This is a genomic window from Streptomyces noursei ATCC 11455, assembly GCF_001704275.1.
Lineage (GTDB): Bacteria > Actinomycetota > Actinomycetes > Streptomycetales > Streptomycetaceae > Streptomyces > Streptomyces noursei.
On sequence record NZ_CP011533.1, the window covers coordinates 3,620,526 to 3,635,955 of the forward strand.

17 protein-coding genes are annotated in these 15,430 nt (G+C 73.4%); 7 read left to right on the forward strand and 10 right to left on the reverse strand.

Annotated elements, in window-relative coordinates; translation table 11 throughout:
- Positions 1-102: 102 nt before the first annotated feature.
- Both SNOUR_RS15005 and sigE read right to left on the reverse strand, forming a co-directional pair.
- Positions 103-1,050 (reverse strand): anti-sigma factor family protein, encoded by a 948-nt coding sequence (locus SNOUR_RS15005; protein ID WP_067347191.1) that lies wholly within the window; start codon positions 1,048-1,050, stop codon positions 103-105.
- A complete protein-coding gene (gene sigE / locus SNOUR_RS15010) occupies positions 1,047-1,748 on the reverse strand; it encodes an RNA polymerase sigma factor SigE (protein WP_039633050.1) in 702 nt (233 codons plus the stop codon). Before sigE ends, SNOUR_RS15005 begins: the two co-directional genes overlap by 4 nt.
- Before the next feature lie 299 nt (positions 1,749-2,047).
- Between sigE and SNOUR_RS15015 the strand changes: the two genes are divergently transcribed.
- Complete coding sequence (locus tag SNOUR_RS15015; protein ID WP_067347193.1) at positions 2,048-2,731, forward strand: O-methyltransferase; 684 nt, start codon at positions 2,048-2,050, stop codon at positions 2,729-2,731.
- Between the two features lie 173 nt (positions 2,732-2,904).
- Here SNOUR_RS15015 and SNOUR_RS15020 read toward each other — a convergent pair whose 3' ends face one another.
- The gene (locus SNOUR_RS15020; protein ID WP_003985072.1) at positions 2,905-3,072 is read right to left on the reverse strand and encodes a DUF3117 domain-containing protein; all 168 of its coding nucleotides are present in this window, start codon (positions 3,070-3,072) and stop codon (positions 2,905-2,907) included.
- Positions 3,073-3,395: 323 nt separating this feature from the next.
- Here SNOUR_RS15020 and chcB point away from each other — a divergent pair, with 323 nt between their 5' ends.
- A complete protein-coding gene (gene chcB, locus SNOUR_RS15025) occupies positions 3,396-4,196 on the forward strand; it encodes a 2-cyclohexenylcarbonyl CoA isomerase (RefSeq protein WP_067347194.1) in 801 nt (266 codons plus the stop codon).
- 40 nt (positions 4,197-4,236) lie between these two features.
- On the opposite strand, the gene SNOUR_RS15030 is transcribed toward chcB, so the two are convergent.
- Both SNOUR_RS15030 and SNOUR_RS15035 read right to left on the reverse strand, forming a co-directional pair.
- On the reverse strand, positions 4,237-4,842 hold the full coding sequence (locus SNOUR_RS15030; RefSeq protein ID WP_067347196.1) for a DNA-3-methyladenine glycosylase I: 606 nt from the start codon (positions 4,840-4,842) through the stop codon (positions 4,237-4,239).
- A gap of 100 nt (positions 4,843-4,942) precedes the next feature.
- Entirely contained in the window at positions 4,943-5,422 is a 480-nt protein-coding gene (locus SNOUR_RS15035) for a DivIVA domain-containing protein (protein ID WP_067347198.1), read from the reverse strand.
- A gap of 93 nt (positions 5,423-5,515) precedes the next feature.
- Between SNOUR_RS15035 and folP the strand changes: the two genes are divergently transcribed.
- Positions 5,516-6,415, forward strand: coding sequence for a dihydropteroate synthase (gene folP, locus SNOUR_RS15040; RefSeq protein ID WP_067347199.1), 900 nt, complete (start codon positions 5,516-5,518; stop codon positions 6,413-6,415).
- Positions 6,416-6,575: 160 nt separating this feature from the next.
- Here the strand turns inward: folP and SNOUR_RS15045 are convergent, their stop codons facing one another.
- Both SNOUR_RS15045 and dapE read right to left on the reverse strand, forming a co-directional pair.
- Positions 6,576-7,328: an LOG family protein gene (locus tag SNOUR_RS15045; protein ID WP_067347201.1), complete on the reverse strand. Its 753-nt coding sequence runs from the start codon at positions 7,326-7,328 to the stop codon at positions 6,576-6,578.
- A 105-nt stretch (positions 7,329-7,433) separates the two neighbouring features.
- Positions 7,434-8,534: a succinyl-diaminopimelate desuccinylase gene (gene dapE, locus SNOUR_RS15050; protein WP_067347203.1), complete on the reverse strand. Its 1,101-nt coding sequence runs from the start codon at positions 8,532-8,534 to the stop codon at positions 7,434-7,436.
- Between the two features lie 42 nt (positions 8,535-8,576).
- Here dapE and SNOUR_RS15055 point away from each other — a divergent pair, with 42 nt between their 5' ends.
- Both SNOUR_RS15055 and SNOUR_RS15060 read left to right on the forward strand, forming a co-directional pair.
- Complete coding sequence (locus SNOUR_RS15055) at positions 8,577-9,512, forward strand: VldE C-terminal domain-containing protein (protein WP_067347205.1); 936 nt, start codon at positions 8,577-8,579, stop codon at positions 9,510-9,512.
- Positions 9,513-9,840: 328 nt separating this feature from the next.
- The gene (locus SNOUR_RS15060; RefSeq protein WP_067347207.1) at positions 9,841-10,308 is read left to right on the forward strand and encodes an ATP-binding protein; all 468 of its coding nucleotides are present in this window, start codon (positions 9,841-9,843) and stop codon (positions 10,306-10,308) included.
- Positions 10,309-10,381: 73 nt separating this feature from the next.
- Here SNOUR_RS15060 and dapC read toward each other — a convergent pair whose 3' ends face one another.
- Both dapC and fdxA read right to left on the reverse strand, forming a co-directional pair.
- Positions 10,382-11,701, reverse strand: coding sequence for a succinyldiaminopimelate transaminase (gene dapC, locus SNOUR_RS15065; RefSeq protein WP_312632576.1), 1,320 nt, complete (start codon positions 11,699-11,701; stop codon positions 10,382-10,384).
- A gap of 70 nt (positions 11,702-11,771) precedes the next feature.
- Complete coding sequence (fdxA, locus tag SNOUR_RS15070; protein ID WP_016573354.1) at positions 11,772-12,098, reverse strand: ferredoxin; 327 nt, start codon at positions 12,096-12,098, stop codon at positions 11,772-11,774.
- A gap of 142 nt (positions 12,099-12,240) precedes the next feature.
- Here fdxA and SNOUR_RS15075 point away from each other — a divergent pair, with 142 nt between their 5' ends.
- Positions 12,241-13,305, forward strand: coding sequence for a GNAT family N-acetyltransferase (locus SNOUR_RS15075; RefSeq protein ID WP_067347208.1), 1,065 nt, complete (start codon positions 12,241-12,243; stop codon positions 13,303-13,305).
- Between the two features lie 17 nt (positions 13,306-13,322).
- Entirely contained in the window at positions 13,323-14,198 is an 876-nt protein-coding gene (locus tag SNOUR_RS15080) for a transglutaminase family protein (RefSeq protein WP_067347210.1), read from the forward strand.
- Between the two features lie 23 nt (positions 14,199-14,221).
- On the opposite strand, the gene SNOUR_RS15085 is transcribed toward SNOUR_RS15080, so the two are convergent.
- Positions 14,222-15,343, reverse strand: a complete 1,122-nt coding sequence (locus SNOUR_RS15085) for a PP2C family protein-serine/threonine phosphatase (RefSeq protein WP_067347212.1) — start codon at positions 15,341-15,343, stop codon at positions 14,222-14,224.
- Positions 15,344-15,430 lie beyond the last annotated feature (87 nt).

Below are 15,430 nucleotides of genomic sequence, written 5' to 3' on the forward strand. Positions count from 1 at the left end.
GGGCCTGTCCGGCGACAGGCCCGTGCGGTACGCGCCCCGGGCAGGGGCGCGCCGCCCGAGAAGGGATTCAACCAGTTCCGGGCGGGGACGCGCAGAGCCCGGTCAGTGCGGGCCGGAGGCGGCCTGGCCGGTGGGGGCCGGCGAGCCGAGCAGCGGCCGCATCGGCTCCAGGGGCGGCAGCGACGGCGGCACATGACTTACCGGGGCGTTGCCACTCAAGGCGGACAACTGGGCGAAGCGGAAATCCGCCGCCGGGCCCGTGGCGGCTATCAGCGGCGAGAGTCCGAAACGGCCGGGCGCGGGGCTGAACGCCGGCACCGCGTCCGAGGGGCGGCTCTCGCCCGGCGCGAGCAGGGACATCGGGCTCGGCGCGGGAGCGCCCGTGGGGTCGCTGGCGGAGGGCCAGGACCCGGGACCGGGCTCACGCGTGGTCGGGCCCTCCGCACCGCCGGAGAAGACGCCGGAGCCGGCCGCGGGACGGGCGCCGAGCGGGGTGACCGCGGTGCCGCTGCCCTCGGCGCGGGGGCCGGGCACGTCGACGGCGGCCTCCAGCGGGAGGGCGCCACCGAGCGCGAACGCCGCCAACGAGACCGCCCCGGCCGCCGCGAACGCGAGCCGGCGCCGCTGCGGGACGCCGCGCTCCGGCTCCTGCACCCGAAAGCCGCGCGCCCGGGACGGGGCGGCGACGGCCGCCATGGCACCACCGAGGTGGTCGTCCGAGGGCACGTAACGGAACGCACCGTCGCCGCGGACGAACTCGCCGCGACCGAAGGTGCCGTTGCCCAGCCGGCTGCCGGGCCCGTCGGGATCGCCGCCGGGCAACTGCTGAAGGCGCGCCAGCAGCCCCTCGGAGGGCCCGGGGGACAGCGCCTGCGCGAACACGCTTTTCAGCCGGCGCTGCGCGTCGGCCTCCGCCTTGCACTTCCCGCACGTCGCGAGGTGCGCCAGCACCCGCTCCCGTGCGTCGTGCCCCAGTTCACCGTCGACCAGGGCCGCGAGGCGGTCGCCGAGATGCTGCTCGGCGGGGGACGGACCGCCACTGCCGCTCACGCGATTCCGACCTCCCTACTGGGCACCACGGCCAGGGTCCGCTGCTCGCGCCGCTGCTCCTGGCGCTCCTCCGCGCGCGCCTCCGGCGAGCGGTGCTTGAGCGCCTTGCGCAGGTGGGAGCGGCCCCGGTGGATCCGGCTGCGGACCGTGCCGAGCTTGACGCCGAGCGTCGCGGCGATCTCCTCGTACGACAGGCCCTCGATGTCGCAGAGCACCACGGCGGCGCGGAACTCGGGCGCGAGGGTGTCCAGCGCGTGCTGGACGTCGGCGTCGAAGTGGGTGTCGTCGAACTGCTGCTGCGGTGCGGGCTCACGACTGGGGAGCTTCTCGGCGGCGTCGTCACCGAGCGCGTCGAAGCGGATGCGCTGGCGGCGGCGGACCATGTCCAGGAAGAGGTTGGTCGTGATGCGGTGCAGCCAGCCCTCGAAGGTGCCGGGGGTGTACGTCGACAGCGAGCGGAAGACGCGGACGAACACCTCCTGCGTGAGGTCCTCGGCGTCGTGCTGATTGCCGGTGAGGCGGTAGGCGAGGCGGTACACCCGTGCGCTGTGCGTGCTGACGATCTCCTCCCAGGTGGGCGGAGACCACGCCTGCACGTCCGCGTCGGCGGCGAAGGTCGCGGTGGGGGCGTCGGCGATGGGGGCCCCTCCCCTGGCCTTGGGGCCGTGAGGGCGGAATCGGTCAGCGGTGTTGGTCACGGATTTCGGCCCGGTGAACGACCGTCGCAAGCGCCTGCGCACCCTTCGGTCACCCGCCGCAGCCGCACCTCCCCTGGTGGCTCTGGTGGTGTCCAGTAGAGCCCCTACCATATCCACCTCGCCCGTTAGCTCCGGATAAGCAGTTTTGACCAGCATTTGGTCTGGCTTCTCGTCCTGCCGCGGCTCTCGCCGGGCCTCTTGCGCGGTATCCACCGGTGCGTCCCCCCGTCTCTCCCCTCGCCCTCTCCTAACGCCCGGTCCCATCTGCGGGTTCCCGCGCACAGCGGATACAGTCACGGTTGCGTCAACTACGGGGACAGGAGAGGGCCATTACCGGCAACCGGCAGACGAGCTTGGCATTCGCCGAGGCGTACGGCGCCGGAACTCTCGACGACGACGCCCACACCGCCCTGCTCTGGTGCCGCGACCGCGCCCGGGAGGTCGGTGTCCGCACGGTGACCGCCGGCACCGGCGCGGCCCTGCGGATGCTCGCCGCCACCGCCGACGCCAAGGCCGTCGCCGAGATCGGCACCGGCACCGGGGTGTCCGGCATCTACCTCCTGCACGGCATGCGCCCGGACGGCGTGCTGACCACCGTGGACCTCGAACCGGAGCGGCAGACCTTCGCCAAGCAGGCGTTCCGCGCCGCGGGCTTCGCCGGCAACCGCGCCCGCTTCATCCCGGGCCGGGCCCTGGACGTCCTGCCGCGCCTGGCGGACGGCGGCTACGACCTCGTCTTCTGCGACGGCGACCTCATGGAGTACCTGGAGTACCTCGCTGAATCGTTGCGTCTGCTGCGCCCCGGTGGCCTCGTCTGCTTCCAGGGCGTCTTCGCGGACGGCCGGACGGTGGACTCCGCGGAGCAGCCCGACGAGGTGCTGCGGGTCCGCGAGCTGCTGCGGGCCATTCGGGAGAGCAGCGCACTGGTGCCGGCCCTGCTACCGGTCGGCGACGGGCTGCTCTGCGCGGTCAAGCGCGGCTGAGCCGGTTGTCCCCGCCCCGGCCGGAGCACCGGTCCGCGACCGCGCGCGGGCACGCGAAACGGCCCCGGCACGCGGCACGCCGTTTCTTGGCGTGCCGCGTGCCGGGGCCGGGGTATCTGGCTGGAGGTACCGGGGTGGAGTCCCCGAAAACCGCAGCGGTTTCTCCGCCCTCGTCAGACGGTGACCTTCTCCAGGGCCTCACCCAGGGCCTTGGCCTCGTCGGGGGTCAGCTCGACGACGAGCCGACCGCCGCCTTCGAGCGGAACGCGCATGACGATGCCCCGCCCCTCCTTGGTCACCTCGAGCGGGCCGTCACCCGTCCGCGGCTTCATGGCCGCCATGCTCGTTCCCCTTCCTGAAACCAGCTCATCTCAGCCGACGGCCTTATTAGGCGCGTGTCACCGGCGTCGAACACATTGCTTCCAGGCCATTATCCCGCATCGAACGACCCGATGACCAACATCAGGGGGCATCCCTTTGGCAACGCGCTCCCGCAAACCCACCCAATTCGGGGAGCGCCCTGCGATACTGCGCCACTCTCCGCCACCCCTCGCGCCCACAATCTTTGACGTACGTCACATGCCGACGCCGGATGATCTCCGGCATCCTGAGCGCTGGCTGCCGTTACCGGGCAGTCCAGAGCCGCGACGGAGGGGACTCCACTATGGCCGACACCGTGCTCTACGACGTGACCGACGGACTGGCGACGGTCACTCTCAACCGCCCCGATGCCATGAACGCGATGAACACGGAGGCGAAGGTCGCACTCCGGGACATCCTCCAGGAGGCCGCCGCCGACCCGGCCGTACGGGCGGTGCTGCTGACCGCCACCGGGCGCGCGTTCTGCGTCGGACAGGACCTCAAGGAGCACATCGGACTGCTGGCCGAGGACCGGAAGACCGGTACCGGGCACACCATGAACACCGTGCGGGAGCACTACAACCCCATCGTCACGGCGCTGGCCGGGATGCCCAAGCCGGTGGTGGCCGGGGTCAACGGGGTCGCCGCGGGCGCCGGTGCCGGCTTCGCACTGGCCGCCGACTACCGGGTCGTCGCCGACACGGCCTCCTTCAACACCTCGTTCGCGGGGGTGGCACTGACCGCGGACTCCGGGATGTCCTGGACGCTGCCGCGGCTGATCGGCCAGGGCCGGGCCGCCGATCTGCTGCTCTTCCCACGCTCGGTCGGCGCCCAGGAGGCGCACGAGCTGGGCATCGCCAACAAGGTCGTCCCCGCGGACGAGCTGGCCGACGAGGCGGCGGCGGTGGCCCGCCGGCTGGCCGAGGGGCCGACCGCCGCCTACGCCGCGATCAAGGAGTCGCTGGCCTTCGGCTCCGGGCGCGCGCTCGCCGAGACCCTGGAGAAGGAGGACGAGCTCCAGGTCCGGGCCGGGGCCTCGGAGGACCACCACCGCGCGGTGGAGGCGTTCGTCAAGAAGGAGAAGCCGGTCTTCCTGGGGCGCTGAGCCCGGCGCGCGGTGAACGGGCGGCGGGCCCGGCCGGCGGTCAGGCGGCCGCCGCCTCCACCGCCGCGCGCACATGGCAGTCCGCGAGGTGGTCGTTGACCAGGCCGCACGCCTGCATCATGGCGTACGCGGTGGTCGGGCCGACGAACCGGAAGCCGCGCTTCTTGAGGTCCTTGGCGAGCGCGGTGGACTCCGGTGTCACCGGCTGGAGCTCGCCGCTGGTGCGCGGCGCCGGGCGGCCGGCCCGGGCCGGGGCGTAGGACCAGATCAGCGCGTCGAGCTCGCCGGGGGCCAGGTCGGCGGCGACCTTGGCGTTGGCGATCGTCGCGGCGATCTTGGCGCGGTTGCGGATGATGGACTGGTCGACGAGGAGTCGCTCGGCGTCCTCGTCGGTGAACCGCGCCACCTCCGCGATGCGGAAGCCGGCGAACGCGGTGCGGAACCCCTCGCGGCGCCGCAGGATCGTGATCCAGGACAGCCCGGACTGGAACGCCTCCAGGCTCATCCGCTCGAAGAGCGCGTCGTCGCCGTGGACCGGACGGCCCCACTCCGTGTCGTGGTAGACGCGGTAGTCCGCCATCTGCTCGGATTCCATGCCCCAGGGACAGCGCGGGACGCCGTCGGGCGCCGTCACCACTCCGCTCATGCCGAGAACTCGCTTCGCTCGCCCGCGCATTCGCGAGGCGCGCACCCCGTGATGATTCTCCCCCAACCTTCGGCCGGGGGGACCCCCATGCTGTGCTCGCTCATGCCTGCTCCTCGCCTTCTCCGCGCTCGGCGCGGCGGTCTCCCCGCTCGGGGCCATCCGGACTGTCGGGCTCCGCGGCACCGCCCGGCGTACCCGGCCGCCCGGCCGGTCCGACCGCGGGCGGCACCGGCGACGCACCCTCTATGAGGCCCGGCCCGCCCATCGCCGCGGCGTTGGCGCCGGCCAGCGCGGCCTCCAGCTCGGCGATCCGGGCGTCCCGCTCGGCGAGCTCGGCGCCGAGGCGGTCCAGGACGTCGTCGACGTCGTCCATGCGGTAGCCGCGGACGGCCATCGGCAGCCGGACGGCCTCGACATCGGCCCGGGCCAGCGGGCGGTCCTGGGGCAGCGGGTCGTACAGGCCCGCGGGCTCGGCCTCGCGCAGGCCGCCGCCCTCCCCGCCGGCGTCTCCCCCGCCGACGACGACCAGCGTGACCGCGGCCACCACCACGACCAGCGCGATCAGCATGAACCAGAACACGACCAACTCCCCGGACTGAGTGCCTGCACCGATCGTGCCATGCGGGTCTGACAGTTAGGGTCGCTCCCGGACCACGGAGAGGGAGTCAAGGGAATGCTGCGGCTGGGAAAACGCGAGTTCGGGGCGCATGAGCCGGTGATCATGGCGATCGTCAACAGGACGCCGGACTCCTTCTACGACCAGGGTGCGACCTTCCGCGACGAACCCGCGCTGCACCGCGTGGAACAGGCGATCGCGGAGGGCGCCGCGATCATCGACATCGGCGGCGTCAAGGCCGGCCCCGGCGAGGAGGTGGACGCCGAGGAGGAGGCCCGCCGCACGGTCGGCTTCGTGGCCGAGGTGCGGCGCCGCCACCCCGACGTGGTGATCAGCGTCGACACCTGGCGGCACGAGGTCGCCGAGGCGGTGTGCGAGGCCGGCGCCGACCTGCTCAACGACGCCTGGGGCGGGGTCGACCCGCGGCTCGCCGAGGTCGCCGCGCGGTACGGCGTGGGCCTGGTGTGCACGCACGCGGGCGGCGCCGAGCCGCGTACCCGGCCGCACCGGGTGGTCTACGACGACGTGATGGCCGACATCCTGCGGGTGACGCTCGGACTGGCCGAGCGGGCCGTGGAGTTGGGCGTCCGGCGGGACGGGATCATGATCGACCCGGGGCACGACTTCGGGAAGAACACCCGGCACAGCCTGGAGGCGACCCGGCGGCTCGGCGAGATGGCGGAGGCCGTTCCCCGAGCTCTCGGCTTCGCTCGCGCAGGGGACACCCCCTTGCCGGTGCTGGTCTCGCTGTCCAACAAGGACTTCGTCGGCGAGACGCTGGACAAGCCGGTCAAGGAGCGGGTGCTGGGCACCCTCGCGACCACCGCCGTCTCCGCCTGGCTGGGCGCCCAGGTCTACCGCGTCCACGAGGTCGCCGAGACCCGCCAGGTGCTGGACATGGTGGCCTCGATCGCCGGCCACCGCCCGCCGGCGGTCGCCCGCCGCGGCCTGGCGTAAGGAGGCGCGCCCAGAGGGCGTGCGAACGGATTCCCTAGGGGACGGCCGGGGCCGGGTCGTCGGATCGGGGGCGGGGCCGCGACGCCGTGCGCGCCCCGCCCCGGCCCTGTATCGCCACCGCCCTCGCCCCGCGTCCCCGCCCCCGGCCCCGGTCCCGGTCCTAGATCCCGACCTCCTTGGTCACCAGGGCGATCGCCTCGTCGACGTCGTCGCTGAGGTGGAACAGCTCCAGGTCGTGCACCGACGCCTTCCCCTGGGAGACCACCGTCTCGCGCAGCCAGGAGAGCAGCCCGCTCCAGTAGTCCGAGCCGAACAGCACGATCGGGAAGCGGGTGACCTTGCGGGTCTGGACGAGGGTCAGCGCCTCGAAGAGTTCGTCGAGGGTGCCGAGTCCACCGGGGAGGACGACGAAGCCGCGCGCGTACTTCACGAAACAGGTCTTCCGGACGAAGAAGTAGCGGAAGTCCACCCCGAGGTTCACGTACTCGTTCATGCCCTGCTCGAAGGGCAGCTCGATGCCGAGCCCGACGGAGGTGCCGCCGGCCTCGAAGGCGCCCTTGTTGGCGGCCTCCATGGCCCCGGGGCCACCGCCGGTGATCACGGAGAATCCGGCCTTCACCAGCGCGGCGCCGAGCCGCACGCCCGCGTCGTACTCCGCCGTGCCGCGCGGAGTGCGGGCCGAGCCGAAGACGCTGACGGCCGGGCCCAGCTCGGCCAGCGCGCCGAAGCCCTCGACGAACTCCGACTGGATCCGCATCACGCGCCAGGGGTCGGTGTGCACCCACTCGGAGGGGCCTTCGGAGTCCAGCAGCCGCTGGTCCGTCGTCGTGCCGGTCTGCACCTGGTCGTGCCGGCGCAGTACGGGGCCCAGTCGCTGCTCCTCAGGGACGTGCGCTCCCTCGGGGTCGACCATGACGTGCTCCCTCCGCTGACAGATCGTTTGCCACTTCAGCGTAGATCCGTCGGTGTGAAGCGGAGGGGAATTCGCCGGGTATGCGGGCGGTCGGCGACGGGGCCGTCAAGCCGCCGGGCCGGCGGTCAGCCAGGTGCGCAGCCGCTCCTCGCAGTGCAGGATCCGGTCGATCGCGACCCGCTCGTCCTTCTTGTGGGCCAGCAGCGCCTCGCCGGGCCCGTAGTTGACGGCCGGGACGCCGAGGGCGCTGAAGCGGGAGACGTCGGTCCAGCCGAACTTGGGCTTGGCGGTGCCGCCGACCGCCGCCATGAACGCCTGGGCCGCCGGGTGGGACAGGCCGGGCAGCGCCCCCGGGGAGTGGTCGTCGATGACGAACTCGTCCACGGGGCAGTCCGCGAAGACCTCGCGGACGTGGGCCACCGCCTCCTCGGGGGTGCGGTCGGGCGCGTAGCGGAAGTTGACGGTGACGGTGCACTCGTCGGGGACGACGTTGCCCGCCACCCCGCCCTCGACGCGGACCGCGTTGAGGCCCTCGCGGTATTCCAGGCCGTCGATGACCGGGCGGCGCGGCTCGTAGGCGGCGAGCTTCGCCAGGATGGGGGCGGCGGCGTGGATGGCGTTGGCGCCCATCCAGCTGCGCGCGGAGTGGGCGCGCTCGCCCCGGGTGCGCAGCAGGACCCGGAGGGTGCCCTGGCAGCCGCCCTCCACCTGGCCGTCGGAGGGCTCCAGGAGGACGGCGAAGTCGCCCGTGAGCCAGTCGGGATGGGCGTCGGCGACGTGGCCGAGGCCGTTGAGGTGCGCGGCGACCTCTTCGTTGTCGTAGAAGACGAAGGTCAGGTCCCGGTTGGGGGCCGGGACGGTGGCGGCCATCCGGAGCTGGACGGCGACCCCGGACTTCATGTCGCAGGTGCCGCAGCCCCACAGGACGCCGTGCTCGTCGAGCCGGGACGGGACGTTGTCGGCGATCGGCACGGTGTCGAGGTGTCCGGCGAGCACCACCCGCTCGGCGCGGCCCAGGTGCGTGCGGGCCACGACGTTGTTGCCGTACCGGTCGACGGTCAGGTGCGGCAGGGCGCGCAGGGCGTTCTCGACGGCGTCCGCGAGGTCCTTCTCGTCGCCGCTCTCGGACGGGAAGTCGACGAGCTGGGCGGTCAGCGCGGCGGCGTCCAGCGACAGGTCAAGGCCGGGGTGAGTGGTGCGCTCCATGGAGCCGACCCTATCCGGCGGCCCTCGGGTACGTTGTGCTGCGTGTCCGCCCAGCCCGTTTCCCCTGTCCGCCGCGCCCGCCTGTGGCGTACCGCCGCGGCGGTCGCCGTCCTTCTCGGGGTGGTCGCGTATCTCCTGGTGCAGTACGTCACCAGCGGCCCCGGGGCGCCGCGCTGTTCGGTGCGTGTCCAGGGCGACGGGGACCCGTACGAGCTCACCCCCGAGCAGGCCGCGAACGCCGCGACGATCTCGGCGGTGGCGGCCTCGCGCGGGCTGCCGGAGCGGGCGGTGACGATCGCGCTGGCGACCGCGATGCAGGAGTCCGGGCTGCGCAACATCAATTTCGGTGACCGGGATTCGGTGGGGCTGTTCCAGCAGCGGCCGTCGCAGGACTGGGGCACCGTGCAACAGATCATGGACCCGGTCTATTCGTCCGGGGAGTTCTACCGCCATCTGGTGAAAGTCCCCGGCTATTCCCGGCTGCCGTTGACCGTTGCCGCACAGAAGGTGCAGCGCAGCGGCTATCCGCAGGCGTACGCCAAGCACGAGGCGAATGCGGCACTGCTCACCGGGGCGCTGACCGGCCGGAACGGGGACGTGCTGAGTTGCACGGTGAGCCACCCCGTGGACGGCGCCGGGCCGGACGGCGCGACGAAGGTGCGGGAGAAGCTGGTGCGGGAGTTCGGCGCGGACGTGCTGCCGCGGACGGACGCGGCCGGCGGGCGGGCGGCGGTTTCCGGCCGCAGCCTGACGGTGCCGGTGCAGTCGGACGGGTACCAGGCGACGACCCCGGGCGATGCCGGCCAGCGTGGTTGGCAGTTGGCGAACTGGGCGCTGGCGCACGCCGCCGACCTGCACATCGAGCGGATCTCGTACGCCGGGCGGACGTGGACGGCGGCCGACTCGGACAAGGGCTGGCAGGGCGCGGCGGCAGCCGGGGACGCCGCGGGCGCGGTGCGGATCGTCACCGCGCAGTAGTCCACCGACCCCTCGGGGGACCGTGGTTGACGTCGCCGACGGGCGGCGCGGCGGCAATGCCCTTTCCCGGTCCGGGATTTCACCTGCTTGTGACCGTATCCTCGGCCAATTCCCTTGCGTTTAGAGGTCTGTGACCTTTCCGCGCGGCTTCGGCACACGCACACATTCCTCGTATTTATCGAGGGCAGATTATGTGACACGTTGCCAATTCTTTACCGGATTTCACCGCAACCTTCGGGCACCTGACGCGGTATTCAGGGCGTCCGTCCGCCCGGCGGACATGGCACATCTGTCAGAAGTACGAGTTCTTCTCCGTAAAAGGAGCACCATGTCCCTCCCCGTTACGCGTCGGATCGCCCGAGCCGCCCTGCTGGTCGCGGCGGGCGCCGCTCCCGTGGTCGCCGCGGCCGGATCCGCGAACGCTGTGAACCTGCCGCCTCAGGGCAACGAGCTGGGCGGACTGACCACCGTGGACTCCGCGAACACCGCCAAGACCCTGGACGGCGCCGCACGGACCGGCGTCGGCCTGGTCAACAAGACCGGCGACGAGGCCGCGCGCACCCTCGCCCCCGCGCTGGTCCGGACGCTGGCCCCGATCGTCGAGGAGGCCGCGCCGCTGACCCAGGAGACCGCCCGCCAGGCGGAGGACGCGGCCCGTCCGGTCGCGAAGAAGGGCGTGTCGACCAACTCGCTGGCCGGCGAGGCGGTCAAGCACCTCGTGGGCGCCCCCCAGGAGCCGCGCACGCCGGTCCACGGCCTGATCGGCGGGATCCCGATCGGCAACGGCACCCACTGACCTTCCGTACGACGCCACGGGGGCCCGGGGAACTGCTCTCCCCGGGCCCCCGTGCGTGCGGTGGTTCAGCGGCTCATGCGGTCAGGCGGCGCACCGCGGCGGCCACCCGCTCGTCGGTGGCGGTGAAGGCGATCCGGACGAACTGCTCCCCCGCGGTGCCGTAGAAGTCGCCGGGGGCGACCAGGATGCCGCGCTCGGCGAGGTCGCCGACGGTGTCCCAGCAGGGCTCGTCGCGGGTCGCCCAGAGGTAGAGCGACGCCTCGCTGTGCTCGATGCGGAAGCCCGCGGCCTCGAAGGCGGTGCGCAGCGCGGTGCGGCGGCCGGCGTAGCGCTCGCGCTGCTCGGCGACGTGCGCGCTGTCGCCGAGGGCCGCGACGGTGGCGGCCTGGACCGGCGCGGCCACCATCATCCCGCCGTGCTTGCGGATCTGGAGCAGGTCGTCGAGGACCGCGGCGTCGCCGAGCAGGAACGCGGAGCGGTAGCCGGCGAGGTTGGAGCGCTTGGACAGCGAGTGGACGGCGACGATGCCCTCGTAGGAGCCGCCGCAGACGTCCGGGTGCAGGACGGAGACCGGCTCGGCGTCCCAGCCCAGTTCGAGGTAGCACTCGTCGCTGAAGACCAGGACGCCGTGCTCGCGGGCCCAGGCGACGGTGCGGCGCAGCTCGTCGACGGTGAGCACCTGACCGGTGGGGTTGGACGGGGAGTTGAGCCAGAGGAGCCTCAGGCCGGTCGGGTCCAGGTCGACGCCCGCGTCGGAGGACGCGAACGTCTCGGCGTCGTAGACGACCGGCTCGGCGCCGGCCAGGCGGGCGCCGACCTCGTAGGTGGGGTAGGCCAGCCGCGGGTAGGCCACCTTGTCGCCGGGGCCCAGGCCCAGCTGGGTCGGCAGCCAGGCGACGAGTTCCTTGGAGCCGACGACCGGCAGCACGTTGGTGTGCGCGAGGTCGGGGGCGCCGAGGCGGTCGGCGGCCCAGCCGGTGAGCGCGTCCCGGAGGGCGGTCGTGCCCCACACCGTGGGGTAGCCGGGGCTGTCCACCGCGTCGGTGAGCGCGCGCTGGACCAGCGCGGGCACCGGGTCGACCGGGGTGCCGACGGAGAGGTCGACGATGCCGTCCGGATGGGCGGCGGCGGTCGCCTTGTACGGCTCCAGGCGGTCCCACGGGAAGGCCGGAAGGCGGTCGCGAAGCGACGTCCCCGAAGGGCGGCGGTGGGAGACGGGCGGGAGGTCGCGGAGGGTCGCGCCCGACGGGTGGCGAGGGGAGACTGCGCCCACGGTGCTCTCTTTCTCGTACGGGGTGGCGCGGGGGACGTCGGCGCGCGAAAACGCCGCGGTCCCGTACAGCGGGTGGGCCGTACGGGACCGGGCGGCGCCGTATGGCCTTCCCCAGCTCATGCCGGGGCTACCCCCAGCGGCCTCGGAGGCACGGGAGGAGCCGGCCGGCTCCGCTCCGCCCTCCGGGGTGTCAGTGGTCCTGGTTCTGCGGCGGCAGCGCGGCGATGAACGGGTGGTCGCGCTCGATCAGGCCGAGCTTGCTGGCACCACCCGGAGAACCGAGCTCGTCGAAGAACTCCACGTTCGCCTTGTAGTAGTCCTTCCACTCCTCCGGAGTGTCGTCCTCGTAAAAGATCGCTTCGACCGGGCAGACCGGCTCACAGGCACCACAGTCGACGCATTCGTCCGGGTGGATGTACAAGGACCGGGAGCCCTCGTAGATGCAGTCGACGGGGCACTCCTCGATGCATGCCTTGTCCTTGACGTCGACACAAGGCTGCGCGATGACGTAGGTCACGCTGTCGTTCCTCCTCGTTAGGGCCGGCGGACCGATCGGCGGTACCGCCGCTGGGCGCGCGGGAGCGCGGCGTCGTCGATGCCCGCCACCTAGTATCTCCGTTCCCGGGCACGAGACGAACAAGAGGGGCGGTCAGAGATCAATGGAATTCCTCTCCGGCGGGCGCGCGGAGGTCCGGATCACCCGTGCCGACGTGGGCAAAAGGGTATCCGTCCGGCGCTTGACCGGGGCTCCGGCCGGGGAGCCCGCGTTCACCGACGCGATCGGCGTTCTCACATCATGGGACGACGGTGTGCTGAGCATCACACGGCGCGATGGCGGATCCGTGCGGGTCGAGGAGTCTTCGCTGGTAGCGGCCAAGGTTGTCCCGGCTGCGCCGGCCCGCCGGAAGGTCCCGGCGGCCACGGTCCGGGAGCTCCAGGAGGTGGCCGCCCGCGGGTGGCCTGCCGTTGAGACGGAGCGTCTCGGTGAGTGGACGTTGCGGGCGTCCGTCCAGGAGACGGCACGTGCGGCGGGCGCTCCCGGCGGACCGCAGCGGACCGGCTTCACCCGCCGCGCCAACTCCGTGCTGCCGCTCGGCGACCCCGGCGTCCCCCTGGACGACGCGTTGGGCCGGGCCACCCGGTGGTACGCCGAGCGCGGACTGCCCACCCTGGTCTCCGTCGCCACCGGGCGGGCGGACGCCGACGAGCGACTGGCCGCCGCGCTGGGCGAGCGCGGATGGCGCGACGAGGCGCACACCTCCGTGCGGATCGCGGCGCTGGCGCCGCTGGCGGACACCGAGGCGGACACCTCGGGCGTACTGCTCTCCCGGCAGCCGGACGACGGCTGGCTGGGCCTGTACAACCGGGCCGGGGCGCCCACGGCGACGGGGCTGGCGGTGCTGACCGGCGGCCCCTCGGTGTGGTTCGCACGGGTGCCGGCGCCGGGCGGCGGCACCGCGGCGATCGGACGGCTGGCCGTCGACGGGCGCTGGGCGGGGTTCGCCGCGGTGGAGACCGCGCCCGAGCGGCGGCGCGAGGGACTGGCGACACTGGTGATGGCGGCGCTCGCCGAGCGGGCCCTGACCGAGGGCGCCTCGGCGGCGTACCTCCAGGTCGAGGCGGACAACGCCGGCGGCCTGGCGCTCTACGACGGGCTGGGGTTCGTCGAGCACCACGGCTATCACTATCGACGCGGCCCGGCGGGCGGCGGGGCCGGGGCCTGAGGGGGTATCCGTCCGGTATGGGTGAGCGAGCGGAGCGCGGGGAACCGGGGCCCGAGCGGGACGCGGCGCGCGACGAGCGGCGGCGGCAGTTCGCGGCGGCGGCCCGCGAGGAGCGGCCCGACCTCGCGCTGCTGTGCCTGCTGATCGGCGCCGAGGCCGATCCCGCCCTGGACGAGGCCGGTATCGACGCGGCCCAGATCGAACTGGACCGGCTGGCCGGTCTGCTGCCGCACTCCCCCGCCGGCGGCCCCGGCGCCTGGGCCCGGAACCTCGCCGAGCTGCTGGGCACCCGGGAGGGCTTCGTGGGCTCGCCCGGCGCCTACCGCCGGCTGGAGTCGTCGCTGCTGCACGAGGTGCTGCGGCGCCGCCACGGGCTGCCGATCCTGCTGTCGGTGATCTGGTTGGAGGTCGCCCGGCGGGCCGGGGCGCCGGTGTACGGGGTGGCGCTGCCGGGCCACTTCGTCGTCGGCCTCGGGGATCCGGCCGGGCGGCATGTGCTGGCGGATCCGTTCGAGGGCGGGCGGCCGCTCACCGACCAGGACGCGGCGATGATCGTCGCGGGGGCGACCGGTGAGGCGCTGACCCCGGGGATGCTGTCCCCGGCCGGCCCGTTGGAGATCATCCAGCGGATCCTCAACAACATCCGGGCCTGGGCCCAGGCCCGGCCGGAGCACAGCGCGGTCCATCTGTGGGCGCTGGACCTGTCGCTGCTGCTGCCCAGCCATCCGGCGCGGCTGCGCCATGAACGCGCCCAACTCCTCGTCCAGCGGGGCGAGTTCCTGGCCGGGGCGGCCGAGCTGGAGGAGTACGCGCGGGTGCTGGAGCCGGTCCAGCCGGCCGCGGCGACGGCGCTGCGCCGGGAGGCCGGGGCGGCCCGGGCCCGGCTGAACTGAGGGCTCGACGGGGCCGGGCCCGGTCAGGCCGCCGCGGACCGGGCCGGCGCCGGCGCGGTCCGCTCCGCCGGGGTGCGGCGGACGACCAGCAGCGTGGCGTCGTCCTTCAGATCGCCGCCGGTGAAGTGCTCCAGGTCGGCACGGAGGGTGCGGGCCAGCTCGACCGGCTCCAGGTCGACCCAGGTGGTGAGCCGCTCGGCCAGCGGGTAGAAGCGGCCGTCGCCGCCACGGGCCTCGGTGACGCCGTCCGTGCACAGCACCACCCAGTCGTGGGGTTCGTGCTGGATACGGACGCTGCGGCGCGGCTCGCGGCTGAGTCCGCCCAGCCCCAGGGGGAGCCCGCCCTCACCGTCGGAGCGCTCCTGGACGATGCCGTTCCGCACCACGTAGTACGGGATGTGGCCGCAGGACAGGAGCCGGGCCCGGCCGGACCCGCGGACCTCCAGCAGCAGCGCGGTGACGAAGCGCTCGTCGGCGCCCTCCTTGGCGGAGCGGGCGTTGTAGCGGGTCAGGGCCTGCTCCATCCGGCCGGCCACGCCCTCCAGCGACTCCTGGTACTGCGCCGCCTCGCGGAACGACGCCAGCACCTCCAGGCCCGCGCCGATCGCCGGCATGCCCTTGCCCTGGACGTCGCCGATCATCAGCCGCAGCCCGTGCGGGGTGTCGACGGCCTCGTAGATGTCGCCGCCGACCCGGGCGCCTTCCTGGGCGGACACGTAGAAGCCGTACGCCTCCAGCGGTCCGGCGCGCAGCGGCAGCTCGCGCAGCATCGCCCGCTGCACGGTGTCGGCGACCAGGGTGGTGCGGGCGTGCAGCGCCTCGCGTTCGAGTCGGGTACGGCACAGCACCAGGGAGAAGACGCCCACCAGGAACGCGCCGAAGACGCCGACGACCCGGCTGGCCGGGGCCCAGTCCGGCACCGTCAGCAGATCGACGTAGGTGAGGCAGACGACGTAGACCACGGCCACCAGCAGCGTCCGGTGGTAGGAGCAGCGCAGCGCGGCGACCAGCGGGGCGATCCCCATGAAGGCGGAGATGTGCAGCTCCGGGCCGGTCGTCGCGTCCACGGTCGCGACGACCACGATGGCGAGGATCAGCAGCACGGGGGCGAGGAGGCCGCCCTCGGCGGGGCGATGGGCTGGCATGACACTTCAAGCCTGCGGGACGTTCCGCGAGCCCGCACAGGGGCGAAGGTCCGGCCGCGCACCGGCGAAGGTCCTGGACACGGCGCC